The sequence below is a fragment of the Tenacibaculum sp. TB-53 genome (genome assembly GCF_059716285.2).
The window spans coordinates 2,760,762-2,787,720 of record NZ_CM202790.1 but is presented as its reverse complement, the minus strand read 5'-3'; the positions used below and the strand labels follow the sequence as shown (position 1 = coordinate 2,787,720).

Annotated in this window: 25 protein-coding genes; 9 read left to right on the top strand and 16 right to left on the bottom strand. The window is 31.5% G+C overall.

From position 1 onward, the window contains the following. The first annotated feature begins 28 nt into the window (after positions 1-28). The 3 genes from AC3VJB_RS12750 (at position 29) to AC3VJB_RS12740 (ending at position 2,117) form a co-directional block, all read left to right on the top strand. The gene (locus AC3VJB_RS12750) at positions 29-1,321 is read left to right on the top strand and encodes an aminopeptidase P family protein (RefSeq protein WP_073182405.1); all 1,293 of its coding nucleotides are present in this window, start codon (positions 29-31) and stop codon (positions 1,319-1,321) included. A 135-nt stretch (positions 1,322-1,456) separates the two neighbouring features. Beyond that, entirely contained in the window at positions 1,457-1,678 is a 222-nt protein-coding gene (locus AC3VJB_RS12745) for a PLD nuclease N-terminal domain-containing protein (RefSeq protein WP_164505162.1), read from the top strand. A gap of 16 nt (positions 1,679-1,694) precedes the next feature. Next, positions 1,695-2,117: a hypothetical protein gene (locus AC3VJB_RS12740; RefSeq protein WP_073182404.1), complete on the top strand. Its 423-nt coding sequence runs from the start codon at positions 1,695-1,697 to the stop codon at positions 2,115-2,117. 50 nt (positions 2,118-2,167) lie between these two features. Here the strand turns inward: AC3VJB_RS12740 and AC3VJB_RS12735 are convergent, their stop codons facing one another. The 16 genes from AC3VJB_RS12735 to AC3VJB_RS12660 form a co-directional block, all read right to left on the bottom strand. Next, positions 2,168-2,530 (bottom strand): cupredoxin domain-containing protein, encoded by a 363-nt coding sequence (locus AC3VJB_RS12735; RefSeq protein ID WP_073182403.1) that lies wholly within the window; start codon positions 2,528-2,530, stop codon positions 2,168-2,170. Between the two features lie 103 nt (positions 2,531-2,633). Continuing rightward, positions 2,634-3,191, bottom strand: a complete 558-nt coding sequence (locus AC3VJB_RS12730) for a carboxymuconolactone decarboxylase family protein (RefSeq protein ID WP_173360493.1) — start codon at positions 3,189-3,191, stop codon at positions 2,634-2,636. A 395-nt stretch (positions 3,192-3,586) separates the two neighbouring features. After that, positions 3,587-4,432, bottom strand: coding sequence for a helix-turn-helix domain-containing protein (locus AC3VJB_RS12725; RefSeq protein ID WP_073182401.1), 846 nt, complete (start codon positions 4,430-4,432; stop codon positions 3,587-3,589). Between the two features lie 215 nt (positions 4,433-4,647). Beyond that, positions 4,648-5,034, bottom strand: coding sequence for a hypothetical protein (locus tag AC3VJB_RS12720; protein WP_437823573.1), 387 nt, complete (start codon positions 5,032-5,034; stop codon positions 4,648-4,650). A 77-nt stretch (positions 5,035-5,111) separates the two neighbouring features. Then, positions 5,112-5,324 (bottom strand): hypothetical protein, encoded by a 213-nt coding sequence (locus tag AC3VJB_RS12715; protein ID WP_437823572.1) that lies wholly within the window; start codon positions 5,322-5,324, stop codon positions 5,112-5,114. A 480-nt stretch (positions 5,325-5,804) separates the two neighbouring features. Next, the gene (locus AC3VJB_RS12710) at positions 5,805-6,287 is read right to left on the bottom strand and encodes an SMI1/KNR4 family protein (RefSeq protein ID WP_173360496.1); all 483 of its coding nucleotides are present in this window, start codon (positions 6,285-6,287) and stop codon (positions 5,805-5,807) included. 33 nt (positions 6,288-6,320) lie between these two features. Continuing rightward, positions 6,321-7,469: a hypothetical protein gene (locus AC3VJB_RS12705; RefSeq protein WP_497667220.1), complete on the bottom strand. Its 1,149-nt coding sequence runs from the start codon at positions 7,467-7,469 to the stop codon at positions 6,321-6,323. 6 nt (positions 7,470-7,475) lie between these two features. Continuing rightward, positions 7,476-9,116 carry a hypothetical protein gene (locus AC3VJB_RS12700; RefSeq protein ID WP_497667219.1) on the bottom strand — a complete coding sequence of 547 codons (1,641 nt, stop codon included), beginning with the start codon at positions 9,114-9,116 and terminating at the stop codon, positions 7,476-7,478. A 10-nt stretch (positions 9,117-9,126) separates the two neighbouring features. Further along, positions 9,127-9,726 carry a hypothetical protein gene (locus tag AC3VJB_RS12695; RefSeq protein WP_437823570.1) on the bottom strand — a complete coding sequence of 200 codons (600 nt, stop codon included), beginning with the start codon at positions 9,724-9,726 and terminating at the stop codon, positions 9,127-9,129. Between the two features lie 228 nt (positions 9,727-9,954). Continuing rightward, entirely contained in the window at positions 9,955-11,934 is a 1,980-nt protein-coding gene (locus tag AC3VJB_RS12690) for a hypothetical protein (RefSeq protein ID WP_167712567.1), read from the bottom strand. A 91-nt stretch (positions 11,935-12,025) separates the two neighbouring features. Beyond that, positions 12,026-12,751, bottom strand: a complete 726-nt coding sequence (locus tag AC3VJB_RS12685) for a hypothetical protein (RefSeq protein ID WP_167712568.1) — start codon at positions 12,749-12,751, stop codon at positions 12,026-12,028. A gap of 69 nt (positions 12,752-12,820) precedes the next feature. Continuing rightward, on the bottom strand, positions 12,821-13,249 hold the full coding sequence (locus AC3VJB_RS12680) for a phage holin family protein (protein WP_047788116.1): 429 nt from the start codon (positions 13,247-13,249) through the stop codon (positions 12,821-12,823). Next, on the bottom strand, positions 13,242-13,673 hold the full coding sequence (locus AC3VJB_RS12675) for a TIGR02594 family protein (protein WP_167712569.1): 432 nt from the start codon (positions 13,671-13,673) through the stop codon (positions 13,242-13,244). The genes AC3VJB_RS12680 and AC3VJB_RS12675 overlap by 8 nt, the downstream gene beginning before the upstream one ends. 406 nt (positions 13,674-14,079) lie before the next feature. Beyond that, positions 14,080-14,541 (bottom strand): SMI1/KNR4 family protein, encoded by a 462-nt coding sequence (locus AC3VJB_RS12670; protein WP_159610653.1) that lies wholly within the window; start codon positions 14,539-14,541, stop codon positions 14,080-14,082. 10 nt (positions 14,542-14,551) lie between these two features. Further along, positions 14,552-17,254 (bottom strand): HNH endonuclease, encoded by a 2,703-nt coding sequence (locus tag AC3VJB_RS12665; RefSeq protein ID WP_497667218.1) that lies wholly within the window; start codon positions 17,252-17,254, stop codon positions 14,552-14,554. 229 nt (positions 17,255-17,483) lie between these two features. Beyond that, complete coding sequence (locus tag AC3VJB_RS12660) at positions 17,484-21,044, bottom strand: hypothetical protein (protein WP_437823568.1); 3,561 nt, start codon at positions 21,042-21,044, stop codon at positions 17,484-17,486. Between the two features lie 312 nt (positions 21,045-21,356). Between AC3VJB_RS12660 and AC3VJB_RS12655 the strand changes: the two genes are divergently transcribed. From AC3VJB_RS12655 to AC3VJB_RS12630, 6 genes are all read left to right on the top strand, one after another. Further along, positions 21,357-22,157 carry a S24 family peptidase gene (locus tag AC3VJB_RS12655; RefSeq protein WP_167712571.1) on the top strand — a complete coding sequence of 267 codons (801 nt, stop codon included), beginning with the start codon at positions 21,357-21,359 and terminating at the stop codon, positions 22,155-22,157. A gap of 5 nt (positions 22,158-22,162) precedes the next feature. Continuing rightward, the gene (locus AC3VJB_RS12650) at positions 22,163-22,783 is read left to right on the top strand and encodes a DUF6973 domain-containing protein (RefSeq protein WP_047788107.1); all 621 of its coding nucleotides are present in this window, start codon (positions 22,163-22,165) and stop codon (positions 22,781-22,783) included. Beyond that, positions 22,784-23,473: an alpha/beta fold hydrolase gene (locus tag AC3VJB_RS12645; RefSeq protein ID WP_073182391.1), complete on the top strand. Its 690-nt coding sequence runs from the start codon at positions 22,784-22,786 to the stop codon at positions 23,471-23,473. 6 nt (positions 23,474-23,479) lie between these two features. Continuing rightward, positions 23,480-24,064: an alpha-ketoglutarate-dependent dioxygenase AlkB gene (locus AC3VJB_RS12640; protein ID WP_239178331.1), complete on the top strand. Its 585-nt coding sequence runs from the start codon at positions 23,480-23,482 to the stop codon at positions 24,062-24,064. 184 nt (positions 24,065-24,248) lie between these two features. Then, positions 24,249-24,926 carry a succinate dehydrogenase cytochrome b subunit gene (locus AC3VJB_RS12635; protein ID WP_073182389.1) on the top strand — a complete coding sequence of 226 codons (678 nt, stop codon included), beginning with the start codon at positions 24,249-24,251 and terminating at the stop codon, positions 24,924-24,926. A 12-nt stretch (positions 24,927-24,938) separates the two neighbouring features. Further along, positions 24,939-26,954 (top strand): fumarate reductase/succinate dehydrogenase flavoprotein subunit, encoded by a 2,016-nt coding sequence (locus AC3VJB_RS12630; protein WP_167712575.1) that lies wholly within the window; start codon positions 24,939-24,941, stop codon positions 26,952-26,954. Positions 26,955-26,959: the final 5 nt, after the last annotated feature.

The following is a 26,959-nucleotide window of genomic DNA, read 5'->3' as shown; positions in this document are numbered from 1 at the left end:
GGAATCTTATCAATTTAATTGAAACATTATGAAGTACGACGCAATAAACAGTCAATTATTTATAAAAAACCGTAAAAACTTCATGGCTCAAATGAAGCCTAGTAGTTTAGCTATTTTTAACTCAAACGATATTTATCCTGTAAGTGCCGATAGCACGTTACCTTTTGAACAACACCGTGATATTTTCTTTTTAAGTGGTGTTGACCAAGAAGAAAGTATATTAATTTTATTTCCTGATTGTCCGAAAGAAAATCTACGTGAAGTACTATTTTTACGTGAAACTAACGAGCATATTGCTGTATGGGAAGGTGAAAAACTAACCAAAGAAAGAGCATTAGAGACTAGCGGTATTAAAAACGTATACTGGTTACAAGACTTAGAAAAAGTACTAGCTGAAATGATGGCTTTAGCTGATACGGTTTATATCAACACGAACGAACATTACCGTGCTAGTGTTGAAACTGAAACTCGTGAAGCTCGTTTTACTAAATGGTTATTAAACAAATATCCTGCACATTCAGTAGCAAAAAGTAACCCAATTTTACAACGTTTACGTTCGGTAAAAGATCAAATCGAAATTGATTTAATTCAAACGGCTTGTGACATTACTGAAAAAGGATTCAGACGTGTGTTAGACTTCGTAAAACCTGGTGTTTGGGAATATGAAATAGAAGCAGAATTCATTCACGAGTTCATCAGAAATCGTTCTAAGAAATTCGCTTATACCCCAATTATTGCTTCTGGTAACAATGCAAACGTATTGCACTATATTGAAAACAACCAACAATGTAAAGCAGGTGATTTATTACTGATGGATGTTGGAGCTGAATATGCTAACTATTCTTCAGATATGACTCGTACCATACCTGTTTCTGGTCGTTTTACCGACAGGCAAAAAGCGGTATACAATGCTGTTAACCGTGTAAAAAACGACGCTACAAAAATGTTAGTTCCAGGAACTCTTTGGGCTGAGTACCATGTTGAGGTTGGTAAATTAATGACTTCGGAATTATTAGGCTTAGGATTATTAGACAAAGCAGATGTTCAAAACGAAGATCCGAACTGGCCAGCATACAAAAAATACTTTATGCACGGTACTTCTCACCACATGGGCTTAGATACGCATGACTACGGATTGTTACATGAACCAATGCAAGCAAACCAAGTATTTACAGTAGAGCCTGGTATTTACATTCCTGATGAAGGTTTTGGTATTCGTTTAGAGGACGATGTTGTTGTTCAAGAAAATGGTGAGCCATTTAACTTAATGCGCAACATACCTATTGAAGCTGACGAAATAGAAGATATTATGAATAAATAGTATCATTTCCCATATTTTAAAAACGTCATTAAAGCTCCTTTTTATGGAAACTTAATGGCGTTTTTCTTTTACATTAAGAAAGTATTTTTATTTTATTCCTGTTATTTTTACTATTTTAGTACTCAAAATATTGTTATGATGGCTTATTTACGAATGATTGGAGTATGGCAAATTATAATACTTCTAGTTGTGGTATTACTTGGAATTATTCCAACAGTAATTGCGCTTATTGATATTTTAAAAAGTAAATTTAAAGGAAATAATAAAATTGTCTGGATTCTCGTTGTTTTATTAGCTAACTTTTTTGGTGCTTTTTTATATTTCCTAATTGGAAGAGAACAAAAAATAAAAGAGTGAACAAAAATCCTTTACCATGAAAACTCTACTTTATATATTCGCTTTTGCATTGATTTCTTGTGCTTCAACTCAAATAAATAAGATTGATAATTCCGATTTGGTCGGAACATGGAATTGGACCAATACTGATGGTGGTTTTGGAAACCATATTCATAAAACTCCCGAAACACTCAACAAAAACGTACAATTAACCTTGTTGAAAAACAATCAGTTTTCTATATCAAAAAATGACTCCCTCATTTCAAAAGGTACATACACCCTAGAAATGAAAAAGGCAATTTATTCAAATAAACAAGAACGTTTTATACAACTTTCCAACGATCAGCAATTTTCAGGAATTGTCCTCTCAGGAATTATTAGGTTCATAAAACCAAATACTTTAGAAATTTCTGACAATAACTACGATGGACTTGGAAGTAGATTTGTAAAATTGAATTAAAAAAAAACCCGTAAAAACGGGTTTTTTATTATTAATCAATTATTAAAACACTACTCTACTGTTAAAGTATATTGAGGTGTTGGATTAAGCGGACAAAAGTACACGTACTCCCCTTTTGTTAAAGTTACTTTTTTAGAGCTTGACTTACTGTTGTTTTTTACTAAAGAAGTTACATACGCGTTTTTTATATGATGCTTTTCTTCTGTTTTTCCTTTTGGTGCTAATACAAACCCTACATCGTGTCCTACATTCTTGTTTGAAATTTCAAAAACATAAGTTCCTTCTGAAAGTGTTAACGATTTTTGAGTGAATTTTCCTTTTGTTTGCTCTAAAGAAATGGTTTTTGCTTTTTGTGCATTTGCTGTAAATGCAAACCCTACTAATAATACTAAAATAGCTACTACTTTTTTCATTTTTATTGATTTTTATGATTTTACTTTTTATAGATGAATAGCTCTGTAACCTAAAACCCCGTAACTACACTTTGTAAATAAGGCCACAAGAGCTATTCGTTTTTTATGCATTTTGTGTGAATTTTCCTGCTTCTACTTTTGGAAAATCAACTTCAGTTTCTGCTATATGATTTACATAGTTTGTTAAGGTGTTGGCTACAACATTTAATACAATTTCTAAAATATCTCCGTCGTTATACCCAGCTGCTTTTACCTCAGCTATTTCTACTGAACTTACATTTCCTTTGTTTTTTGTAACACTTTGTGCAAATTTTAAGCCTGCTTTGGTTTTAGCATCAGAAGCCTCTGCTTGTCGGTTTTGTTCAATTTCTTCCTCTGACAAGCCATTGTTTTTTCCTATTGCCGTGTGTGCTGATAAACAATAGTTACATTCATTTTCTTCTGCTATAACTAATGCTAATTGCTCTCTAAATTTGTTTGAAAAATTCCCGCTTCCATTTAATTCTCCCAAGCTTAGATAGCTTTGTAAAAGTGCTGGTGAATTTCCCATTACTTTAATTAGGTTTGGAATAAATCCTAACTTATTTTGAACTGCATCAAACAATTCTTTTGATTTTCCTGTTGTGGTTTCTGGGTTTAAAGTTTCAATTCTTGTGCTCATAATTTTACTATTTTAAAGTTGTCTTTTTAGTTTGTTTTTTCACAGTTACATAATTCTCTTTCAGGAAACTGCTCATCGTATTCTTGATATCCCCAACAATTAGGGCATTGGTTAATTTCTGTTCTCATAATTCGTTGTTTTTGAATTCTGATACAAAGGTGCGACAGGAATAAGCCTTAAAAAATGGACAAAGGTTCTTAAAACTTGGACAAGCTATTTTTGCTAACATTTTTCTTACAAAAAACTAGCTTTTAATTCATGGTTTCGTAAAATACTGGTAACGTAACAACACGTTTATAGTAGTACTTTTAAGGCGTCGAAAAGGTTGTTTGTATTAGTGTAACAAAAAACTTTATTAGTTGTGTAGTTTACCACGCATTGCGTGGTTTTTTCTTTTATAAACTATAGCTTCTTTTAAATTGTTTTGGCGATTGCCCTGTAGCTTTGGTAAAAAACCGAGAAAAGTACGCAGGATCATTAAATCCTAAATCAAAAGCAACTTGTTTAATAGAATCATCTGTATACAACAACAGTCTTTTTGCTTCGGTAATAATTCTGTTTTTTATAAAGTCGCTTGGAGTTTCCGTTCCTATTTTTTGAAGGTGTTTTGTTAGTGATTTTGGTGATAAGCCTAACCGATAAGCATATCCTGTAACTCGGTGTATCTTTTTAAAATTTTGCTCTACCAATAGGCTAAAATCTTTAAAAAGCTTGGTTTCTACACTCTCTTTTACAACATCTTTTTCTTTTTTTATTCGTACTGAATATACAATAAACTGTTTTAAAAGCGATTGTAGCATATCGTATTGGGCTGTTTCTTCTAACTCAAACTCTTCTTTTAGGTTTTGAAGAATAAAATCTAATTTTTGCGTTTCTTTTTCTGAAGGTACTACAAAAGGTGTTTCATATATATTATTAAACAATACTCCATTACATGATACCTCTGCATCGTGTGTTTGAATACAATAAAAATCTCTTGTAAAACTAAGTTGATAGGCTTCTTTAATTTTTTCGGAATCTACTGAAAATACTTGTCCTGGTGATAAAAAAAATAATACTCCATCTTCAAAAGAGTAACTTTTAAAATCGATATTATACTTACCTGTTCCTTCTTTTATCCAAAATACTTTGTATTGATTTATTTGCTGTGGTGAGTTTACTACACATGATTCTTCAAACTGAACTGTTTGCAACGAAAAAATATTTTGATAGGAGTAGTTTTGAATATCTTGTACCGCCATTTATACATAGTTTTATTGTTTGTCGAAAAAAATAGAGAGAGCTGACAAGTTTTTAAAACTTAAAATTCGCTTTAAAACCCGAATCATCAATTATTCGGGTTTTAAAGCGAATTTCAACAAGCTTATTTAAGTTACTAGACCCTATAACGGTATATTATTTAGTTTTCTATGAATAGCATCATTAATCATTTTACTAAACGTATACTTTACATCTTTTAAAAAAGGTTCATTTCCTTCGTAAGCCCCTGAAGGATGTAATATATATATATATCCGGATCTTCTTTATCTTCGTCTAAAAAAAAGATACTATAAATATCATCTAATCTATCAAAAACAAAATACGGACGTTCCATACTATACCCACAATATTCTAAATCTTCTTCGCAATCTTCTCTTAATTCTTCAAAATCATTATCAACAACTCCTGTTCCACTTCTTACACCAGCTAAAAATAAATATTCTCTAAATGCTAATGGAAACTTATCTCCTCTATTATAGTGAGACTCTAGTTCTTGAATTTTATCTTTCCCTAACCCTTCTATCTTAATTCTAGGATTTAAGCTTGGGTTGTCTTTTAATTTTTGTAAATATTTTAATTCCATATTAATTTATTAAAAAAAACAGAAAACACCTCACAGTCAAGTGAAGTGTTTTTCTTATATATTATGGTTTTGAATTCTTAAAAAGAAATATCGTTTTTAATTCTGTGAATTGCTTCATTAATTAATCCTGAAAAGGTACCTATAAAGCTGGGACGAACTAGAGGAAACTCTCCTTCTTTTTTTCCATAAGGGTCTAATATATAAATCTTAGGATCTTCATCCTCTTCATCTAAATAAAAAATGCTAGACTGTCCATCTAATCTATCAAAAACAAAATACGGACGTTCCATACTATACCCACAGTATTCTAAATCTTCTTCGCATTCTTCATGTAACCAATCAAAATCATTATCAACAACTCCTGTGCCTCCTTTTTCCCCTCCTATAAGTAAATACTCTCTAAAAGCTAAAGGAAATTTTTTTGTCTAAGTTATATTTTTTTTCCAAAGCTACTATCTGACTCTCATCTAAGCCTTTTATCGAGTAATCCCCCCCTATCATCGGGTTTTCCTCTAACAATTTCATATATTTTAAATTCATTTTTGTCTTTTTTTATATTCTTTCGTATACTTTTTAATGAGTTCTTTAAACTCGTCATCTATTTCTTTCAATTTTCCAAAACCTGTAACTCTACTATCCGTCTTTACTATAAAACTAACTTTTTTTCCTCTAGCCTCAAGAACTTGTTTTAAAAATATAAATTCAAAATAAAAACAGGTGCACTTTTTATTAGTACACCTGCGTTATTATATAAATCTATTTATTGGTATTTACCATATTCCTCTTTCAACAATATCATAAGCTTGTTCAATAGCTCCTTCAATCCCTTTACTAAAGGTATTCTTAGATTTTACTATTTTTTGTGTTTCAAAATTATTATTATGATCATAATCTACAACATAAATGTATGGATCATCTCCTTCATCTAAATAGAAAAAAACAAATTGCTCACAACCATTACTTTCAGCATATAACCAAAAGGGCCTCTTAATTTTTGTTCCAAACTCCTCCATTGTTTCTTTCATTATTTCTTGATGCCAATCGGATGCTAGTGTTTCCAAATCTGCAGTATCATACAATGGTAAAGCTCCACAATAGTCTCCTGCTAAAAATAGAAATTCTCTATACGCTTGAGGAAACTTTATTTTAAATTTTTTTTCTACTTTGTCAATTTCTTCCTCTGAAACTCCTCTTATCTCTCTTACTCCTATTTTTTTATTTTCTACTAGCTTTTTCAAATATTTTATATCCATAATTTATGCTTTTTAGATTATTCCTAATTTTTTTTAATCATTATTTCCTTGAACAAATTCTCCTTTCCCTAAATAAACTGCTCTAACATCTATGCGCTTAATATCATAAATTTCTTGACGAATAATAATCTGTTTTTTACAAGATATACACGGTTCATAAAGTGTATTTAATCTCATATTCGTTACCTGAATGTTTTCTTTTCCATATGTAACATGAAAAACAGACAAATCTTCATCAAACGTATCTAACATTTTTACTTCACTATCTTGAAAACGATTTTTTAAATCACCTGTTTGTTTGTCTATCGCTTGAAAATGACTGTTTAATTCGTTTTTGTCATTTAACTCCAATTGTCTAATTAGGTCTTCTTGGTTTGCCGACTTAACTAAACCTTCAGCTGATTGTCCTTTTCCTGCAATTGCTTTATACTTTAAAGTTACTTTTTTTCCCTGAACTAACAAATCTACTTCTAAAATAGCTGTATTTTTATTGAAAGCACTTTTCTTTAACTTTCTCAAATCTAATAATTCCTCTATCTCTAGTTTTAATAATGGCTTTGATAAAGCAATGTTATTCCATTTTTCGATAATAACTACATCAGAATTTAATTTCAATAAAACACTTTTATACTGTTTATAAAACACCTGTTTCAATCTTCTTAAATATGCTTTTTCTGCTGCATGAGTTAATTTTGGTACTATTCCTAATACTTTTAAGTCTTCTATGTATTGTCTATATACTGTAAATAATTCTTCATAAAATTTAAACTCTTCTAATTCACTAATCTTTTCATTTCGGACAAGGTCATCCAATGATTTAGTCAGTTTGGGATTTTCAACAAGTTCCTTAGCTGTTTTAGATAATTTATCTTTTAACAATGCAGTTGCCTCACCTGCTAAAGACAACATTTCTAGGTAAAATAGGTATTTGGTTATGGTTTTTCCTAATTCGGTATCATCTAGTTCTGTAAGTTTTAATAAGGTATTTACCGTACCTGAACTTACTTCTATAACACCCGCAACTGCTTTTGCTGTAGCTATAGTTTTAGTTACCTGCGCTGTTTTATACAATAAGGTTTTTCCATTTTTTAACAACCTATAAATACGACCTGCTTTAAGGATGTTTCCTACACCAGAAACAGTGGTTACTATATCTACTGCATACCCTACTCCTTTTAACACATTCTCTCAAAAAGCTTTTTCTTTATTGGCAAACAATACAAAGGCAGGTAGTTTGGTAAATGATATATTTGAATTTTCTTCTTCTTTTAAGATAAACTTAGGGTTTTCACTACTTACCAGTACTATAGGTGCAAACGGATGGTACTGATATGCTAATTTTACCTTTTTTTCTACTAAAATTTTTTGTGTTATGTCTTCTCTTTCTATTTCTTTTTCTTCAAACTCTCCAGTCTTGGCACTTACTACAATATCAATCATGTTTTTTTCTCCTTCCCAGTCTATCGTAGCGTTATCAGTATAGAAACCTAATTTTTTATTGGAACGGTAGTCTAGTAACACGGGGCTTTTTTCGGTAATGTTTATTAGCTTATTTGTTTCTGGGTTGATGTCTGCATATGAGCTACTTTTCCAGATCTTCCAAATAAAATACACATAGGTTTGAAAATGCTCTCCATCTAACCCTTTTACAAGCTTATATAACAATAATTTACCATCTACTTTTCTGGTGATTAAATTGGTAATAAATTCATTATTAATACCAGCTATATGTTGTTTTTCTTTTTCGGTTTTAATAGTTCTATTACCAAATGTCTCTTCTATCTGTTTATGCGTATATCTGTGGTAAATAATTTTTAACAGCTTTATTATCAAGTCCTCATCATTAATACTTAAGTTATTGCGGACATATCCTTTTGCTAAAATTTCTAAGGTGTTCCACAAAGAGGCACTCCCTTCAAACCTATCATATAAAGGTTGTGATAAGTGATATATTAATGCTACCTTTTTTGCATCGGCTCCACTTCTATTTAAAATTCTTACTATATGTGCTGTAACTTCTACTAAAAAATAGCTGCGCCATTTTGATCTGAAATCATTAAACTCATCGTAATAATAAAAGATGGTTTGGTTTAAAAAACTTAATACCGTTGTTAAGTCTTTAAAGTGAATTCGTATCCCCATAAAAGGATAATCTTCTTCAGCAGGTACAACTCTTCTAACTTCATTGCTATCTTTTTTATAATAATAATATGATAATTGATAAGTATATTCTCCTCTTGCACCACTTCTGGATAAAATTGGAAAACGATGCAATAGCCCCCCTGTATTTTCAGATTCTATTTTTATTTTTTCATTAGCAGAAGTACCATATACATTTATATAATGATACGTGAGTATAGGTGCGTATTCTTTTACATATGAAAAAGTACTGGGCTTATAGCTTATATAATCGTTAGAACTACTAGCATAGGTAGCAAAAATTACCGCTACTAAATGATTTTCTTCGTTTATATAAAATTCATATCCTTGGTTATATATTTCATCTGGTATACGTACTTCTTTAAGGTTAGCTAGTTCTTCTTTATCAAAAACCCTATCATCTTTATCATAAGAAATGTTTTTATAAAAAACCTCTCCCGAACTAAATCCATGCAATGTATAAGCCACATTATTTTCATCTATATACAAGGTTTGAGGTATACTAACTTCCTTGTATGCTTGTTGAAAAACTCGTATTTGCATCGCTTCTTCTTCAAATAATGCTTGTTGTGTAATTTTCTTTAAAATTACTTCTTGGCTTCCTTTTTCTTTGAATTCTGGTATTTTCAGATATTCAAGTAAACCTTCTATATCTATAATTTTTTTCATTCTTTCTCTTTTAATTCAACAATCGGTATCCTACACCTATATTGTGGGTAGGTTGATTGAGTTGGTTGATATTTAATCGGTAACTAGCAAACCATTTTCCTTTTCGGTTGTATTGTAATCCGAAACTAAGGTTGTCAAAGGTTTGTGGATTTCCTCCTATGTCGGTAAAGAGATACAAGCCACTTCTGTAGGTTTTTGGATGCTCAATCGTTTTGGTAATAGTTATTTCTCGGGGTACTTTGAGTTTATACGATAACTGACTATCTAACAATTTTCCTTTTACCAAATCGTAGTTATAAATTTCTATATCGGCATTCTTTAAAGTATCTCGGTATATTTTTGCGGTTACATAGTCGTTAGTGTCTTTGATAAAAATGGTGTCTTTTACAATCTTGGTTACATCATTTTTATGGACATACACTTTTTGGTATTTAATGGTTTGTACCTTAAACGTATCTATTTTGGTTTGCCAAACGGTGTCTTTTACGACAGTTATTTTAGGTTCTTGAGGTACTAATTTTTGATTTCTCTTAGTAAAAAGATTGATAAATAACAGCACTATAATGACACCCAATAATAACCTGTCGGTTTTATGATTAAAAAAATTCATGCTATTTTGTTTTAGGGTTTATACCTTTTACAACTTGAAATTATAACTGGTATTAGAAAAATGTTTGTCAGTTCAAAGAGCGAAGAATGAGTGACGTAAAATCTCTTAAAGATGAGATTTCTCCTCATATCTCGTCGAAATGACACCAAACACTAAAAATTAACAGGAAAAAGAACCACTAAAAACGATTGTTAGGGGTTAGACTTTAGTTTTTGGTTATTCTCTCTATCAAACCAATTGAGGAATAAATTTAACCATTGTTGCAACTCCTGAAGCATCAATATCTTGATAGTATAAATCTATACTATCATCTGGTTGCTTATAATAATTAGTAAAATTAAAGTTATAATTATATTTATCTCCACTGTACGCACTTACTGAAGGTATATTTAACCTACCTGTTAATTCTTTTATATTAAACTTCGCACCCCAAAAGCTTACCTTATTCTTAGGGTAAATTATTTCAAAGTCATTTATAGATGTATTAAATATACATTCTTTAAATGTAACTAAATTAGTGTAAGACTCACTAATGGGAACGTATGTACTTTCATCAAACTGGAGTTTAAAAGAATTTATTTTTCCATTAAAAATTACATTATATAATTCAGCAAAACAAGTGAATCCGTTTACCGTATTATTAAATGTTGTTCTTCTTACGTTATTAATAAAGTAACAAAATTCAATGTCTCCTTTAAATATTCCACTTAAACTTCTTCTAACAATAGTCCCTATTATTCTAACTCTATTGCTCGAGTTATCACTTTTAAGAAATATTGAGTTGTTTATACTACTAATGTAACCATAAGATATAAACAAGTCAGGTGCACTATCAATCCCCTTACTTAATTCTGTTTCTCCATTAAGAATCTCTAAATTACTTAAGTTAAAAACTACTGTATTTCCACTTATATTCACCAACTTTTTTTGCATCTCTGTTATACTTCCTAAAAAAACAGTACCAGGTGCTGCTGAAGAGTTTGTTTCATTTCTACCTACCATCAGTCTAACTTCTGAACAATTGGTTATAGTAACTCCTTCATTATATTCTGAATTAACATACTTTATCTCACAATCAAAAGCTTTACCTTTAATCACTATATTTCTATTATGAAGCTTTACCTTACAAGCTTGTTCTTTTGTAGGAATTGCTGTATTAGAAAAAGTTAAATACTCTTGTGAGTCGTTTACATCAATAACAATATTCATGTAAGCTTTAGTTTTTGTGTAATTATAGTCTTCAAAAAAAGTAGTTGTAGTACCAAAAGGTTGCCTATTCCAATAAAACAGGTTATTTATATTGTCACCTGCAGAAGAATTATCATTTTTATAAGCTACTCTCATATAACTCAAATCTTCTGGAGCTTTTGCCAAACTATATCTAGGATAACTAATTGATGAATCATATACAGGTATTGAACCTTTATATCTTACAAATTTTTCTGTTCTAAAATCGTAAGGAGTTTCAATTTCTAACTCCTTGTCAATCCTATTCAAAATAGTTCCTTGGTTAGCTATATTTGTTACAGGACTGTTTGCCTCATCTACTCCATCAAATGTTACAGTAGATACATCATATTCAACTTTATCATTTACATAAGTTAAACTTCTTGCTGTAGAAAATAAAGTATTATTAGTTTCTGCTTTTACGACTAGTTTTTCAACAGGTGAATCTTGCTTAATAACATCTGTATCAATCTGTTTATAGATATTTTTAAAATCAAAAGAGTATTCTTGATTTGGTACTAAACTATTTGTTGATATTAAATTTAATAAGTCATCATAAGTCGTTTCAATGACTGACAGCTCTGTTCCAATAGTCCCCACTAATGAAGATATATCAATACTAAAAGCACTATCATCATCTCTTTTAACAATAAGGTTGTTTCCTTGTACTTCTCCACTTACCAATCGTGCTAAATTTATATTATCTAAATAAGGCGTTAAGTCAATTTGTGAAACGCTTACGCCATCTTTTAATAAATCAACCGTGTTAGTTCCAGAAATGGGAGATAATGTATATTCAGGTGCTTGTTGCTCAGAAGCAATACTAACCTCTCCTGTTTCATTAATGACAAATCTGCGGTTGGCTTCTCCTTCGGGTTGTTTGGCATCTATATAACTATCAATTAAATCGGCATATTGTTGTTGTGTTGGCTTATCGCCTGTTTCAAAAAATTGTTTTAATGTTTCTTTGTTTTGTTTCATTTTTGTTCTTTTTTATCGTTTTTAAATTGTTTTTGATAAAAAAGAGCCACTAAAAACTACTTTTGTTAGGGGCTATACTTTTATTTTTAATTTATGGTGTGTATACATTTGTTATATATGTTCCTGTGATACTTAATTCATGAGCAACTCCTCCTCCATTAAAAACAACATCAGTTACTCTACTAGTTCCATCAGCATCTACCAAAAGTAAACCGCTAGAAGTCACTAATACTTTTACATCCTCAATATTAACTCCAGCTTCAATAGAGGTAGGTCTAAAAGTTACTAGACTCCCTCCAGCAGCATAAGAAATTCCGTTCAAAGAAACAGGAATTGGTAACCCTGTAACAACAACTCCATTATTTCCAGTTATATTTGTTACTGGAGGATCTGTTATATCTCTAAAGCTTATTTCAAAATAAACTTTGTTTCCCGTTCTTATTGCTCTTCCATTTTTAGTACTAGAACCATACTCATTTGCTAAACCGGTTGAACCTGTTCCTAAAAACATTTGGGGGGTAAATGTATATTCTTCATAATAACCATTTGGTAATCCTGATTCTCCAACACTATTAATCACTGGTTGTAAAGGATCTGTTTCATCAATCATAATATTAGTTCCTGCTTGGTAAGTTGGAACTTGTTGTTCAGAAGTTACACTTACCTCTCCTGTTTCATCAATAACAAACCTTCGGTTTGCTTCTCCTTCGGGTTGTTTGGCATCAACATAACTATCAATTAAATCGGAATATTGTTGTTGTGTAGGCTTATCGCCTGTTTCAAAAAATTGTTTTAATGTTTCTTTGTTTTGTTTCATTTTTTATTCTTTTTTATCGTTTTTAAATTGTTTTTGATAAAAAAGAGTCGCTAAAAAAAGTGTTAGCGACTAAACTTTTTCTTTGTCGTTGTTTTTTTGTTTTTCGGTTGTTTGCTCTAAGGTACCTTGCATACCCGCTTGTTTTAACAAACTGTGCAATGCTTTAAAGGGGTTTACTCCATAAATTTTGTTGTAGTTTTCTAAAATTGACTTTGTTTCTGTAATAGCTATAAATCCTGCTATTATTTTTAAAAAAGGAACTTCATTTACAATGTGTTTTTCTAAAAAATAAGCTGATATTATTACCAAATTATAAATAACAAACTTAGAAATGGTATGTCCAATTCGTTCACTTTTTATAGGTATTTGTAATTTTAAAGAGGCATAGGCTCCTGTAATAAAATCAACTACGATTAGTAACATCATGGTAGTTAACACTCCATTTAAAGGCGACAGTAAAGCAAGCAACCAAAAAATGAAATGCGAAAATTTATCCATTCTTTTTTAGTTTTCTAAAGTCTAATACCCTGTTTTTAGGATATGCTTTAATACTTACACTATTTCCTTGATTACCTCCTAATAGATATACATATCGCTTGGTTTCTTTAATTAAAAAGCCAACATGCCCTTTCCAGCTATTAGGGTTATCTCTCCATAAAACCACCACATCTCCTGGTTCTGGATTTGTAGTAGAATCTCCTACCGACAACCAACTGCGCGCAGTTAGCTGGTTTGTGTGTTCATAACCTGCTTTTTTAGCTACCCAATTTGCAAAGGCACTGCACCAAGCGGTTTCATCTTTAAATTTTCCTCCATCAAAACCTAATGAAGTAAAATAGTTTACAATTTGAGGATGATCTTTTGAGCCTTTCACCTCTTTGACTCCGTATTGCGATAACGCTACCGATATTAAATTATTCATACAAATGTTTAATTTTTTAAAGCGCTTGCAGACAAAACTTGTAAGTTGTTGATTCTTTTTCTTTTTCCTAGACCTGAAAGGGGTTAATCATAACTTTTTTTCGTTTCTGCTTACATTAAAGATTAATAAATAACAATGAACTGTTAGAAAAGCAAGACAAATATACAACATATTACAATTAAAAACAAAACAAATTACAAATATTTTGCATTATGTTTTAATTTAGAAATGTTCTCTGAAATTTTATAAAAGAAAAAACCAACTAAATTTAACTTTAGTTGGTTTCAATATTAATACCTAAATTACAAGGAAACTCACTAGATTACATTCTTTAAATAAAGCTAATCTTCTATATTTTATATAAGTGCTGATAAAAAATTAACTCTTCTCAATATATAATGAGAAACTATTTTAATCCTTCTATAAACTCCTCAAAAGAATCACAAATAAATTGTAATTCACTCCCATCCCAATAATGTAGATAAACAACACCATAATCTTCACCTTTAGTAGAAATACAATATGTAGCTCCTCCAGAATTCTGTCCAAAAGGATACAAAAAAGTAGGTAACTCCTTATCATTAATCTGATAGTTATCTATGATTTCATTAACTGTCACTAAATCATCTATAGCATCCAATACATCTTTATCCTCATACTTTGAATCAATTGAGTAGAAAAAATCGAAATCAAACTCTAAATCTACTTTTTTAGAATAAAAAAAAGATTTATCTGGATAACCTCCATTATTTTCCAGAATAAATTCTATATATGATTTAGGTAAGTTTAAATTATATACTTTTACAAACTCACCAAACTCATCTGGTGAAATTCTTTCAATATTGTCTGTTATTTGAATTTTATTCATAATTAAATTTTTATTTTGTTTTTGATCTCGCAATACCAAAGAAAAGCTCTATTATACCGGGAGCTCCTTTATGAGGAAAACATGCTGTATGTATTTTTGTTTTTACTAACTGCATTGTACATTCTCCTGTAATAGGATTATAATCATCCATATGATGCCATGTATATTTATTAGGCTTATTCTTACCATTTGACACATACTTTTTTGTAAATCCAGGCATAAATTTTTCTACAGCTTCATTACATAGGCGAAAATCGTCACTATCAACCCCTGTAACCTTTATCTTAATCTCTCCAAATCTTTTATCAGCATTAAATAAAAATTCTGGTGTATGCAAAAAATCAGGAACCAAACCTCTTCCTTTTTCAACTCCTCCTTTGAGTCCACTTTTTAAAATATTAACACCTTGTTTTCTATATTTTAATAACGCTTTTTTTAATGGATCAAATCTTTTAGAATCATTTTTAACTGCTATTTTAAGTACCTCATCAAACTCAGAAATAATTTCTTCATTACTTTTTCTCATTTTTTCAAGATACTTCTTAATATCATCTTCCTTACCTTTCATCACAATATCTCCATGCTTATCTAAAACTGAAACATTTGTACTAGCTCCTTTTTCCCTCAAGACTTTTAACCCTCTTTTATCTAATACACTTCTATACTTTAAATTTAAACTCTCAGCCAACTCATCCAAATAATTTTGAACTTTCTTTTTGCTATTTCCTCCACTAGAACGAATTTCATCTATTTTTTTAGCAAATTTTCGAATAGCATCTTCAGTCCCTTCTAAAATGGTTTTATCTCCTTGTTTAATAGTATAAATAACTCCGTCAGGGCTTACTAAAACTTTTCCTGTGTTAGGATCTAGTTTCTCAAAAATAACAACTCCTAAATCATACAACAACTCTAAAACTGCTTCGAAGCCTTTAAATAATTGGTTTACTGTACTCGCAAGCTTCTCTATAAACTCTCCAATCCATTTTTTAAGATTATCTAAATGTTTCGCAAAGTTTTTAGCAAATTCTTTAAGCTTTCTAATCGCAGCTAAAACTACATCTACTGTTATTTCTGCTGTTTTTACCACTTTTTTAGCTACTACATTCGCTAACTCTTGATACGATTTTAATACTGCTTTGGTTGCTTTGGCTATATTCGCTGTTCCTCCAGTAGCAATAAACTGTACTACTTCCGAAGCTATAAAACCAACTAAAAACCCTATATAATACCCTAAAGCACCTGGATCTATCGTGATTTTTGTATTGGATGCCTTAGCAAATAAACCTATTAATAGTTTAGCAGTAGTTACAGGCATTTCTATTAAAAACTTCATCCATGCTTTTAGGTTTGTTAACGTGAAGGTATTGAGTACTAAATCGATAAGGTTTTCAAAACCTTCTGCTAATAACCGTAGGTAATGACCTGGTTTTTCAAAGAACTTTCCTGTTTGGATAACGCCGTTTAAAACATCTACCAAAATAGCTAAAATATCAAAGATAGATTTAAAGAAATCAATAATACTATTAATAAGCCCTACTAACAATCCGTTAATAAAATCGTAGGTGTTTTGTACGTTTTCTTTTACACCATCTAAAAACTCTTTAAGTATGCCTGGTACGTGCTTAAATAACTTAGTAATACGTTCACTTTTAAAAGGCATAAGCTCTTTAAACAACCAATGTTTGTTAAATCGCTCTGCAAACGTTACAATTGGAGCTTCAACAGGAACTACATAATTTTTATAAATTGAATTTGCCAATTCCTCGGAAGAAAAACTCTCATTAATATTAAACTTAGGCAATAACGGATTGTATTTTGAGTTCTCTTTTCCTTCATCCGTTGTTTTCCAATAGTTTTCACCTAACTGTAACTTACCTATTTCTTCGCCTGAGCTTTTTAAGAATTTAGACAAGTTACTTAAAGTAACATCCGCTCCCCAACGTACTATTTGCCCTCCTTTTTTCAATACCAAATAAAAATCGCTCTCTGTTGATTTTTTAAGTTCTTGTTCCAGCATTTTACTTAGCTCGTTCGTAAATACATCTACTCCATAAGCTCTAACAATTTCCGCTATGCGAATTCTGTTCGTTTCTATAAGAGAATTTACATTTTTCCCTTTTTTTATTCTAAACACTGTTCCGAAAAGGTTACTTCCTGAACTGCGTTCAATAAAAATAACTACCTCGTGTGCACTTACATTTTGTATCGCTTCATAAGCTTGTAATAATTGCGCTCCATCTTCAGAAATAAATACAGTTGTAAAAGCTTCATATTGGATACTTTTAACATCTCTGGTAGTTGGTGAAGGGGTTGCATTTACAATTACCTCCTCTAAATCGATACTATTATCAAGTTGGATATAAAACTTTTCATTAATTTTATAATAAGGCAATGTTCCGTTTTGAAAATCAACAATGGTATTTTGAATAAATGCAAAGTTTTCATCATTTTCTTCATATTGCAGTTTATTAATTTGCCCATAAGGCGAATTATTTTCTAGAAAAAAATCTCCATATTCACCAGACAATCGACTATTAAAATGTAGTAACCATTTATTTGCAGTTTTTACTCCTTTTTCTATTTCTACATATATATTGGGACTTGGAACTGCGGTTTCTTTTATTTTTTGTTGCTGAACATCTGAAAACACCACCAAATCTTTAAAATTGGTTTTGTGTTTAAAATGTTTGCTTCCATATTCATGAGCATGCATATTTTTTTGTTTTTTATGATTAATAAAAAACAAACCTCACCCTGCTCTTCTCTTTTAAAGCAAAGAGAAGAGAAGTGTTATTACGAGCTATACTTGGCAATCCTTTAAGTTTAAAACTCTTGATACATAGATTGCTTCATTTTTTTCGCAATGACGTAAAAAAATATAGGGTGAGGTTTGTGACTGTGTGTATAGAAAAATGTTTGTTTAACAAACATTTTTACTGCACTTATGCTACATTGTTGGTCTCGCCTACAATATCGTAATCTACACCATCAGGTCCCTGTCCTATCTTATAAGTACTTACATCAAATAAGCCTTGACCTTCACAGTCTGGATTACACGGCAAACCTCCTTCATTTAATACTACAGAATCTGCTTGTAACACAGTTAACGTTGTTGGCACACGGGTTTCCCAAGTGCCTTCTACTTCACCTTCAATAGTTTGCATTTCTTCGGCAACAGAAACATATAAATCATCGTCCATATCGGTAACCATACCTTGACCATTCCAAATTTCACCCGTTTTCATATACCAGTTTACCATTTCTTCAAAACCAGGACGCACTGGTACTACGGCTCTTGCCATACCACTTTGTAAAAAAGCTTGGAAAATAGGGTCGCTACCTTCGTTATATTCAAAATTAGCATCCCAATCACCTTTGTCTGCATAAAAGTATGGGTAAAAAGTATATGCCATAATCTCCCAATCAAAAGCTTGTTCAAAAAACTTAACCGTTTCAGCATGGGTTTGGAATTCTGGTGTCCTTGTAATGTTTTTAGAACTTTCACCATCGTAGTTATCTCGAGCAAACTCTACATTTTTATGCTTCATTAAACTTACGGCAATACGTTTTAGCTCACGTTTTTCGATACTACGATTGATTTGAGAACTCAACTCTTTTTTCTTTTCATTAGGTTTGTTTTCTTGATTTTGAGACTGTATAAAGTCATTATATGCTAACACTTGTTCATTGTATGCTTCCACAATGGCTTTATAAGCTTCATTTTGCCATTTTTTTAACGCTTCTTCTGTTCTAATACACTTGACAACAACGTTAAAATTTCCCGTTAATGAATCAAAGCTTGAGGCAGAAACTGCTAATAAGTTTTTTGCTCTTGAAAAACTATCGTCTGATTTAAACGAGAATTTCGTATCTCCTTTTACTTCATTTTCCTGAATAGTATTACCTACTGCTATACGAAGTCTCCCTCCAATTTTACCTGAATCATGGGAGTATAAATTACCTACCACCTCAAAAGATTCTGTAATATAATTTTCTGAAATTTCAATTTCATCAGCAATAACACTTCCTTCTTGGCCCTTTAAGTCTTGAAAATCTAACTTATAAGATTTCATTATATTAATCTCATTTTCAGGATAATCAATATAATCAACTCCATATTGAGATAAAATATTAGCATAATTACCTTCATTCAAATCAGAAGATTTTTCAATCTTTTTAGACAACTTACTAGGGTGTACTGGTTTTTTAGGAATAATTAGCCCTTCTGTTGTCTTTTCGTCTCCATTATTGTTTTTTAAATATGAATCAATATAAAACTTTGCAGGTTCTGGTAAGGCAAATTCATACATTAAGCGCTTACCATAATTTATCAACTTATTTTTATAAATCTTATCTACCCAACGATACACTCCTGTAACATGTTTATCTCCTTTACGGTTATCAAATCCATGAGTATTATTCTCTTCAAACTCACGTAACATGCGAGACGTACGTTTGGTACTAATTTTTTGAACCACGCGCTCTAAAGCCCTTTCTGTAACTTCCTGTGCATACGTTTGTGCTTGTAAATTAGAATTTGATACTGAGTTTGAAGAAGAGGAATTAAAGTTTGTACCAAAACTATACTTTGGACCAATACTCCCACCACCACTTACACTTGCATTCGCTCCAAAACTAGTAGCACTATCGCTATTTACAATAGAAGACGCTTCACTTTGTAATTCATTGCGCTCAGTAGAAGTCGTATCCGTTAGGTTTTCTACTTCTTTTTCTGTTGCCGTTTCCGTTGTTGTTTCTGAAACTCTTAAATCTCTAGTAGAACGCTCTTTATATTCGCGTGCCATGATGTTTTCAATGTGCGACACCTCACCTGGTACATAACAACACACCTCTTGCTCCACACGTCTAAAATCAGCAATTCCCAATTGAGAAACTCCATACAATACAGTATTTTCAGCATCTATCGCTGTATTTTCATCTGTAGCAGTTTCACTTCCTTCTATAACTTTGGTTCCAATTCCTGAATACACACCAAAACGCTCTAACTCTCCTAACTTAATAGGATCATATATATCCTCAAAACTTGGTGAATTCCCTGTAATATATATTGATGAACTAAACTGTATCTTAACATCATTACTTAATGTTACCTCTCCCGAAAAAGTATTCTCTCCCAATGTAAAAACTTCTCCACCAGAGAAAAACTGTAAGTTTAATAAATTATCAGTACTTGATAGTTTTCTTACATCACTTCCTGTAATCATATTTCCAAGCGCATCTTGTAATTGGTAGCTTGCACTTTTTACAAATGCATTGGCATACCCTACATTTATACTCATAGACATCACAAACCTATCTAGTAAAACAGCTGGTTTTATATTTCCTGAATACGAATACAACTGTGTTCCTCTCATAGCGCTTAGCGTTACTGTAGTATCTCCTACACTCACTTTTTGAGCCTCTTGAGGAGTATCATCGTACACTAACTGATAATCCTTCTTAATTCGATCTCTTAAAATAGGTTTTACTTCATCAAAAGTATCATATACACTTAAACTATCAGAGTTTATTATGTTTAATGTTTCTGTAGATAAGTTTGTTGTCGCTACATCCCTATCAATCTCTAAAGCGCTTTCAAACTCAAACTTTGGCAATTGTAAGTCTGGATACGTTTTTATTTGTCTTGTAGAACCTGTGTCTGCATAAAATACTGTTTGAATTTCAGGAATTGCCTCTTCTTGTAATTGATCAATAGTGGCGTCGTAAGCTTTGAGTTCTGTTTTGTAACGTGTTGTCTCAGCCTTTCTATATAGCGTTTCTGCGTAGTCTAAATCTTTTAATACAGCTTCGTGTAATTGAATTCTGTCTTTTGCTAAAGCTACCTCTAACTGAGATTGCATATAGTCTTGTGAGCTTTTTGAAATAACGGGTTCTGTATAAGAAAACTCATTTTGCGCAGCAATAATCACCTCTTTAGGTACAATAACACTTGCATTCGCTAAACGCAGAAATTCTTTTTCATTTTCTTCAGTAAAAACAATTTCCCCTTCTGTACCTTCTGTAAAACTATTCGTAAAAGCACGAAACACTTTTAAGAACTTATTTGCTACTAATACTTGTATCAAAGCTTCTCTTACAGCAACTAACTCTTTGTCAATTGTTTGATGAAATAAATTTTCCCATAACACAAACTCTTCGTTTATAGTAAGTTCTTGTGCTCCATTCAAATTAGCTTCAATACTAGCATACGATAGCACATTCTTGTTGCGCATTAACCACCCAGAAAACTGATACAACTCTGGATGTAAGTTTTTAATTTCAAGCCTACTATTTATCGGAGTAAAACTTGTACTGTAAGCCCCTTTTAATGCTGTTTTCCTTTCTTCGTCTGTGGTCGCTCCTTGTACTGCTTGAAAAGCTAAACTTTCTGCTTTTTTTTCTTCTGGAAAGGAAACAAATCCAGTTTCTTTGTCTTCAATTAATTGTGGACTACGTAATGTTACAAACCTAAATAGGTTTGATTTGATTGGTTTTTTACTCATTTTTATAAAATTTAATTAATTTTTTAATCAAGCTCAAAAAGAGCCCTGTTTAGTTGCTTTTCTAACAGTTCTTTTTTCTTGATTTTTGTTTTATTCAAAAAAATGTTTGAATAAACGAGTATAGATTTCAAAAAAGTGAAGAAAATCAAGTTGAAATCTTAAAAACACAATCGCTAAAACCACACAAATGTTTGATTGTTACAATTTTTTTGTATATTAGCAATTCATTAACGAGGCAAATATAAAACATATTACATATTTAAACAAACAAAAGTTTAATTATTTTTGCAATATGTAAAAACATAAAATGTTATGGGAATTTCCGAAAAAATAGCAGCAATTAGAGATGCTTTTAACTTAAATAACTTTTCTTTTTCAAAAAAAATAGGTGTTACTGGAACCACTATAGATAGTATTATTAATGGGAGACCTCAATCTGACGGTAGTAGAAAAAAAACAAAACCTGGTTACGATGTTCTTACTTCTATTATTAATGAATTTAACATTAATCCTGATTATTTATTTGGAAAAAGTGATATAATGCTAAAAACAAAATCTACAGATATTCAAACATATTCTGGAGTTCCTCAGGTTGTTTCTGTGAATTCTTCAGGTAATGAAAACGTGGTTTATGTTCCTATACAAGCAAGAGCTGGTTATTTAAATGGTTATGGAGATTCAAATTATATAGAACAACTTCCTTCTTTTAATATGCCTCATCTTAACAATGGCACCTTTCGTTGTTTTGAAGTACAAGGAAACTCTATGGTGCGTACTTTTTTTGATGGAGATTTAGTTTTTGGAAAGTATGTTGAGAATTTACATGATATTAAAGATGGTCGTGTATATATAATTGTAAGTAAAAATGATGGTATTGTTTTAAAACGTGTAATTAATAGAATAGAAGAAAGAGGTAAACTTATTTTAAAAAGTGATAATAAAGATGGTAACTACCCTACTTATACCATAAATGCTGAGGAAATTATGGAAGTTTGGTATGTAACTATGTTCGCCTCTAAACAAATGCCTGAACCTGTTGATGTTTATGATAGATTACACGATTTAGAAAGTAAAATTGTTGAATTAGAAGAGCAAATTAGCAGTAAAAATTAATTTTTATGCTTAAAAAACTGCTTTTTTTAGTTCTTTTACTGCCTTTTTATACCACTGCACAATCCAACTGGCAACAATTTAAAAAATTACAAGGAGCTCAAAAAACATGGGTACTACTCCATCCTTTTAAAGCAAAAAAAGCTTTTATTGTTTCACGTGAAGCATCAAGAGTAAGTGACTCTCTAAGAGTTTCTCCCTTGTTAGATGGCGATCATGCAGGTGGACAAGTAGATGCATTTCGTCATGCTTTTTGGATGGCTTTATTAAAACAATCAATTGGTGAAAATGCTGCTCGTTCACTTGGCAAAGCTCACGAAAAAGACAACTACAAAACCTACAAAGAACGAAAGTTAGAAGATGGTGTTATTCCTGATCAAATTTCTTCTGATATGGATTTATTTAACAACGAAGTTGGTTTAACTTTATCCAAAAAGGGCAACAACCTTCCTAAAAGTGGATTGATTTACAGAGTAATCAACGCCATTCATCAAGGAAAATTAAAAATTATTAAAAAAGATAAAAACGGTAATTTTCTAACTTGTAATAATGAGATAATTCCTAAAAAAACATTAATCGGCAAGTGGAAGAATAACAAATGTTTGGTTAGTTCTAATTATAATAGATAAATGCAAAAAGTATATGTAATTTCAGGTACCATGTGTACGGTAGATTTATGGCAATATGTTTTTCCTAAACTAAAAAACATATTGCCAGTCCATATTGATATTACTCCTGCTAATTCTTTTGAGGAAATTAATCAAATGATACTGAATCACGTTGAAGAACCAGCCACTATCATTGGGTTTTCTTTAGGTGGGTTTTCCGCTATGAACTTTAGTGCTCATTATCCTGAAAAAGTAAAAAAGTTAGTTGTAGTTGCTGCCAATACTGATGGATTGAGTGATTCAGAAATTCAACTAAGAAAAAGCACTATTGACTTTTTAGAAAAACACACCTACAAAGGAATCTCTCAAGCAAGAATTCAACAGTTTTTACACCCAGATAATCACCGTAATTCCGAAATTATTTCTGTTATTAAAAAAATGGATGCCGATTTAGGAAAAGACGTACTACTTCGTCAGTTAAAAGCAACTTCAACTAGATTAAATATTTCACAAGAAGTTTTAAATTTAAACATCCCTATCTTTTTTATTGCTGCCGAAAATGATGCGCTTATCAACCCAAAAAAACTAAAAGAGTTTGCCAATAAAACTGAAAGAGGAACATACGTAATGATTAAAAATTGTGGTCATATGGTTCCTCTTGAAAAACCTGAAGAACTGGCATCAATAATGAACCTAACCATCAACGAATAATATAAAATGTTAACCAGCCTTAACAATGTTATCAGTTACAGCCCTAATTTTTTAACTGAAAAAGATGCTACAGAGTTATTTAAACAATTAATAAGCCTGTCTGAACTTACAAATATGATGGAAATGAGACTTTCATCTGATAAGGTAATTAAATACAACTTTGGTAAATTAATGTTTATTGACCCTGATTTAATGGAGAAAAATGTTTTTCAAAAATCAGCTTGGGGAAACACTATGATATGGCCAAAATATATGCTTCCTTTAAAAAAGCAAGTTGAAGAACACACTAGACAAGAATTTAAAACTTGTGTATGTATTTATTATCCTAATGGAAATTCTGGCATTGATTATCATTCAGATAAAGTTGCTTTTGGAAATACTGATATTATTCCTTCCCTTAGTTTAGGTGAAGAACGTATGTTTTATCTTCGAGAAAATAAAACGATGATTGAAAACAATATACTTCTGGAGCATGGAAGTTTATTAGTTATGAAAAAAGATTGTCAAGAATACTACGAACACAGCCTACCCGAAAACCCTGAATATTTAAACCCAAGAGTAAATTTAACATTTAGAAAATACGGTTTTTGAAACCCCATACATGAAAAAAAGCTTAAATTCACTCTCATTTTTTCCTCTACAAATATCAAAAAAACTGTTTTCTTAAATCACTATTTAAACCCATTCTAAATATTTAAGAAAACAATTCGTAAAGTTTGTTCAAGTACTGTCATCCTCTTAAATTTGTGCTATTATTTAATCAATAAACAAAATAATGAGCGGATTACTAAAATCTTCTATCGGAAGAAAGTTTGCCATGGCACTTTCGGCATTCTTCCTGATGTTTTTCTTATTACAACATTTTGCAATTAACATTACTTCGATTTTTCCAGATAACGGAGCTACATTTAACAAACTGTCGCACTTTATGGGAACAAACCCGTTAATTCAATATGTAATGCAACCAATTTTAATATTTGGTGTGGTATTTCACTTTGTAATGGGATTCGTCTTAGAAATTAAAAACAAAAGTGCTCGTAAGGTTAGCTATGCTAAAAATAATGGAGCTGCAAACTCTACTTGGATGAGTAGAAACATGATTTACAGTGGTGCTGCTATTTTAGCCTTTATTGTATTACACTTTATCGATTTTTGGTTTCCAGAAATCAACACCAAATTTATTCAAGGTGACTGGAGTGGTTTACACGATGGTGAGTTTAGATACTTCCACGAACTACAGCACAAGTTTTTAAGCCCAATTAGAGTTGGTGCTTATGTAATTGCTTTTGTTTTCTTAGCATTACATTTATTACACGGATTTAATTCTGCTTTCCAATCTGTGGGAGCAAATAATAAATATACTAAAGGATTGAAAACTTTTGGTAAGCTTTACGCAATCTTAATTCCGTTAGGATTCGTAATTATTGCATTATTTCATCATTTCAATCACTAATACGCAACAAGTATGGCAACTTTAGATTCAAAAATTCCAAAAGGTCCATTAAAAGATAAATGGACAACTTATAAAGATAAAATTGACTTGGTAAACCCTGCTAACAAACGTTTAATTGACGTTATTGTAGTGGGTACTGGTTTAGCGGGTGGTTCTGCTTCTGCAACGTTAGCAGAATTAGGATATAACGTTAAAGCTTTTGCTTACCAAGATTCACCTCGTCGTGCACACTCTATTGCAGCACAAGGTGGTATTAACGCAGCAAAAAACTATCAAGGTGATGGTGATTCTTTTTACCGTTTATTTTATGATACAGTAAAAGGTGGAGATTACCGTTCTCGTGAAGCAAACGTTTATCGTTTAGCTGAGGTTTCTGCAAATATTATTGACCAATGTGTGGCTCAAGGAGTTCCTTTTGCACGTGATTATGGTGGTCAATTAGATAACCGTTCGTTTGGTGGAGTATTAGTATCTCGTACCTTCTACGCGAAAGGTCAAACTGGTCAGCAGTTATTATTAGGAGCATATTCTGCAATGAACCGTCAAATTGCTCGTGGTAAGATTGAAATGTTCAATCGCCATGAAATGTTAGATTTGGTTATTGTTGATGGAAAAGCTCGTGGTATTATAGCTCGTAACTTAGTTACTGGTGAAATTGAGCGTCACTCTGCACATGCAGTAGTAATTGCTTCTGGTGGATACGGAAATGTATATTTCTTATCAACTAACGCAATGGGATCTAACGCAACTGCTGCTTGGAAAGTTCACAAAAAAGGAGCTTTCTTTGCGAACCCTTGTTATACGCAAATTCACCCAACTTGTATTCCACGTTCAGGAGACTATCAGTCTAAACTAACCCTAATGTCTGAATCGTTACGTAACGATGGTCGTATTTGGGTTCCTAAGAAAATGGAAGATGTATTAGCTATTAGAGAAGGAAAATTAAAACCAACTCAAATTGCTGAAGAAGATAGAGATTACTACTTAGAAAGAAGATATCCTGCCTTTGGTAACTTAGTACCTCGAGATGTGGCTTCTCGTGCTGCAAAAGAGCGTTGTGATGCTGGTTATGGTGTAAATGCTACTGGTGAAGCTGTTTACTTAGATTTTAAATCAGCTATTGAGCGTTACGGTAAAGAGCAATGTAAATTACATGGAATTAAAAACCCTTCACAAGAGAAAATTATTGCTGAAGGTGAAAAAATAGTAGAAGCTAAGTACGGGAACTTATTCCAAATGTATGAAAAGATTGTAGATGACAATCCTTACAAAACACCAATGATGATTTATCCTGCAACTCACTACACCATGGGTGGAATTTGGGTAGATTATAACTTAATGACTACTATTGATGGTTGTTATGCTATTGGTGAAGCAAACTTCTCTGATCACGGTGCCAACCGTTTAGGGGCTTCTGCATTAATGCAAGGTTTAGCTGACGGATACTTCGTGTTACCTTATACAATTGGTGATTATTTATCTAATGATATCCGTACAGGTAAAATTTCAACAGAAACTAAAGAATTTGAAGAAGCTGAAAAAGCGGTTAAAGATCGTATTAATTTCTTCATTAACAATAAAGGAGAGCATTCTGTAGATTACTACCACAAAAAATTAGGAAAAATTATGTGGGAAAAATGTGGAATGGCACGTAACGAAAAAGGTTTAAAAGAAGCGATGGCTGAAATTAAAGAGTTACGTGAAGATTTCTGGAAAAACGTAAAAGTTCCTGGAGAGGCTAATGAAATGAACCCAGAATTAGAAAAAGCTGGAAGAGTAGCTGATTTCTTAGAGTTAGGAGAATTATTTGCTAAAGATGCCTTAAACAGAACTGAATCTTGTGGAGGACACTTTAGAGAAGAGTCTGTTGAATTAGACGGACCTCAAAAAGGAGAAGCAAAACGTGATGATGCAAACTTTGCTTATGTAGCTGCATGGGAGTATAAAGGAGAGCCAGCTGATGCTGTATTACACAAAGAAGAATTAGAGTTTAACGATATTGAATTAAAACAACGTTCATACAAATAAGAGAG

What these genes read in the sequence shown, in the direction of transcription:
- AC3VJB_RS12700 (WP_497667219.1), bottom strand. Translation starts at nt 9,116, where the DNA reads ATGAAAAAAATTATAGATATAGAAGGTTTACTTGAATATCTGAAAATA.
- AC3VJB_RS12665 (WP_497667218.1), bottom strand. Translation starts at nt 17,254, where the DNA reads ATGCATGCTCATGAATATGGAAGCAAACATTTTAAACACAAAACCAAT.
- AC3VJB_RS12690 (WP_167712567.1), bottom strand. Translation starts at nt 11,934, where the DNA reads ATGAAACAAAACAAAGAAACATTAAAACAATTTTTTGAAACAGGCGAT.
- AC3VJB_RS12670 (WP_159610653.1), bottom strand. Translation starts at nt 14,541, where the DNA reads ATGAATAAAATTCAAATAACAGACAATATTGAAAGAATTTCACCAGAT.
- AC3VJB_RS12720 (WP_437823573.1), bottom strand. Translation starts at nt 5,034, where the DNA reads ATGGAATTAAAATATTTACAAAAATTAAAAGACAACCCAAGCTTAAAT.
- AC3VJB_RS12680 (WP_047788116.1), bottom strand. Translation starts at nt 13,249, where the DNA reads ATGGATAAATTTTCGCATTTCATTTTTTGGTTGCTTGCTTTACTGTCG.
- AC3VJB_RS12655 (WP_167712571.1), top strand. Translation starts at nt 21,357, where the DNA reads ATGGGAATTTCCGAAAAAATAGCAGCAATTAGAGATGCTTTTAACTTA.
- AC3VJB_RS12710 (WP_173360496.1), bottom strand. Translation starts at nt 6,287, where the DNA reads ATGGATATAAAATATTTGAAAAAGCTAGTAGAAAATAAAAAAATAGGA.
- AC3VJB_RS12650 (WP_047788107.1), top strand. Translation starts at nt 22,163, where the DNA reads ATGCTTAAAAAACTGCTTTTTTTAGTTCTTTTACTGCCTTTTTATACC.
- AC3VJB_RS12630 (WP_167712575.1), top strand. Translation starts at nt 24,939, where the DNA reads ATGGCAACTTTAGATTCAAAAATTCCAAAAGGTCCATTAAAAGATAAA.
- AC3VJB_RS12750 (WP_073182405.1), top strand. Translation starts at nt 29, where the DNA reads ATGAAGTACGACGCAATAAACAGTCAATTATTTATAAAAAACCGTAAA.
- AC3VJB_RS12695 (WP_437823570.1), bottom strand. Translation starts at nt 9,726, where the DNA reads ATGAATTTTTTTAATCATAAAACCGACAGGTTATTATTGGGTGTCATT.
- AC3VJB_RS12645 (WP_073182391.1), top strand. Translation starts at nt 22,784, where the DNA reads ATGCAAAAAGTATATGTAATTTCAGGTACCATGTGTACGGTAGATTTA.
- AC3VJB_RS12640 (WP_239178331.1), top strand. Translation starts at nt 23,480, where the DNA reads ATGTTAACCAGCCTTAACAATGTTATCAGTTACAGCCCTAATTTTTTA.
- AC3VJB_RS12635 (WP_073182389.1), top strand. Translation starts at nt 24,249, where the DNA reads ATGAGCGGATTACTAAAATCTTCTATCGGAAGAAAGTTTGCCATGGCA.
- AC3VJB_RS12730 (WP_173360493.1), bottom strand. Translation starts at nt 3,191, where the DNA reads ATGAGCACAAGAATTGAAACTTTAAACCCAGAAACCACAACAGGAAAA.
- AC3VJB_RS12675 (WP_167712569.1), bottom strand. Translation starts at nt 13,673, where the DNA reads ATGAATAATTTAATATCGGTAGCGTTATCGCAATACGGAGTCAAAGAG.
- AC3VJB_RS12715 (WP_437823572.1), bottom strand. Translation starts at nt 5,324, where the DNA reads ATGGAACGTCCGTATTTTGTTTTTGATAGATTAGATGGACAGTCTAGC.
- AC3VJB_RS12735 (WP_073182403.1), bottom strand. Translation starts at nt 2,530, where the DNA reads ATGAAAAAAGTAGTAGCTATTTTAGTATTATTAGTAGGGTTTGCATTT.
- AC3VJB_RS12685 (WP_167712568.1), bottom strand. Translation starts at nt 12,751, where the DNA reads ATGAAACAAAACAAAGAAACATTAAAACAATTTTTTGAAACAGGCGAT.
- AC3VJB_RS12660 (WP_437823568.1), bottom strand. Translation starts at nt 21,044, where the DNA reads ATGAGTAAAAAACCAATCAAATCAAACCTATTTAGGTTTGTAACATTA.
- AC3VJB_RS12725 (WP_073182401.1), bottom strand. Translation starts at nt 4,432, where the DNA reads ATGGCGGTACAAGATATTCAAAACTACTCCTATCAAAATATTTTTTCG.
- AC3VJB_RS12740 (WP_073182404.1), top strand. Translation starts at nt 1,695, where the DNA reads ATGAAAACTCTACTTTATATATTCGCTTTTGCATTGATTTCTTGTGCT.
- AC3VJB_RS12745 (WP_164505162.1), top strand. Translation starts at nt 1,457, where the DNA reads ATGATGGCTTATTTACGAATGATTGGAGTATGGCAAATTATAATACTT.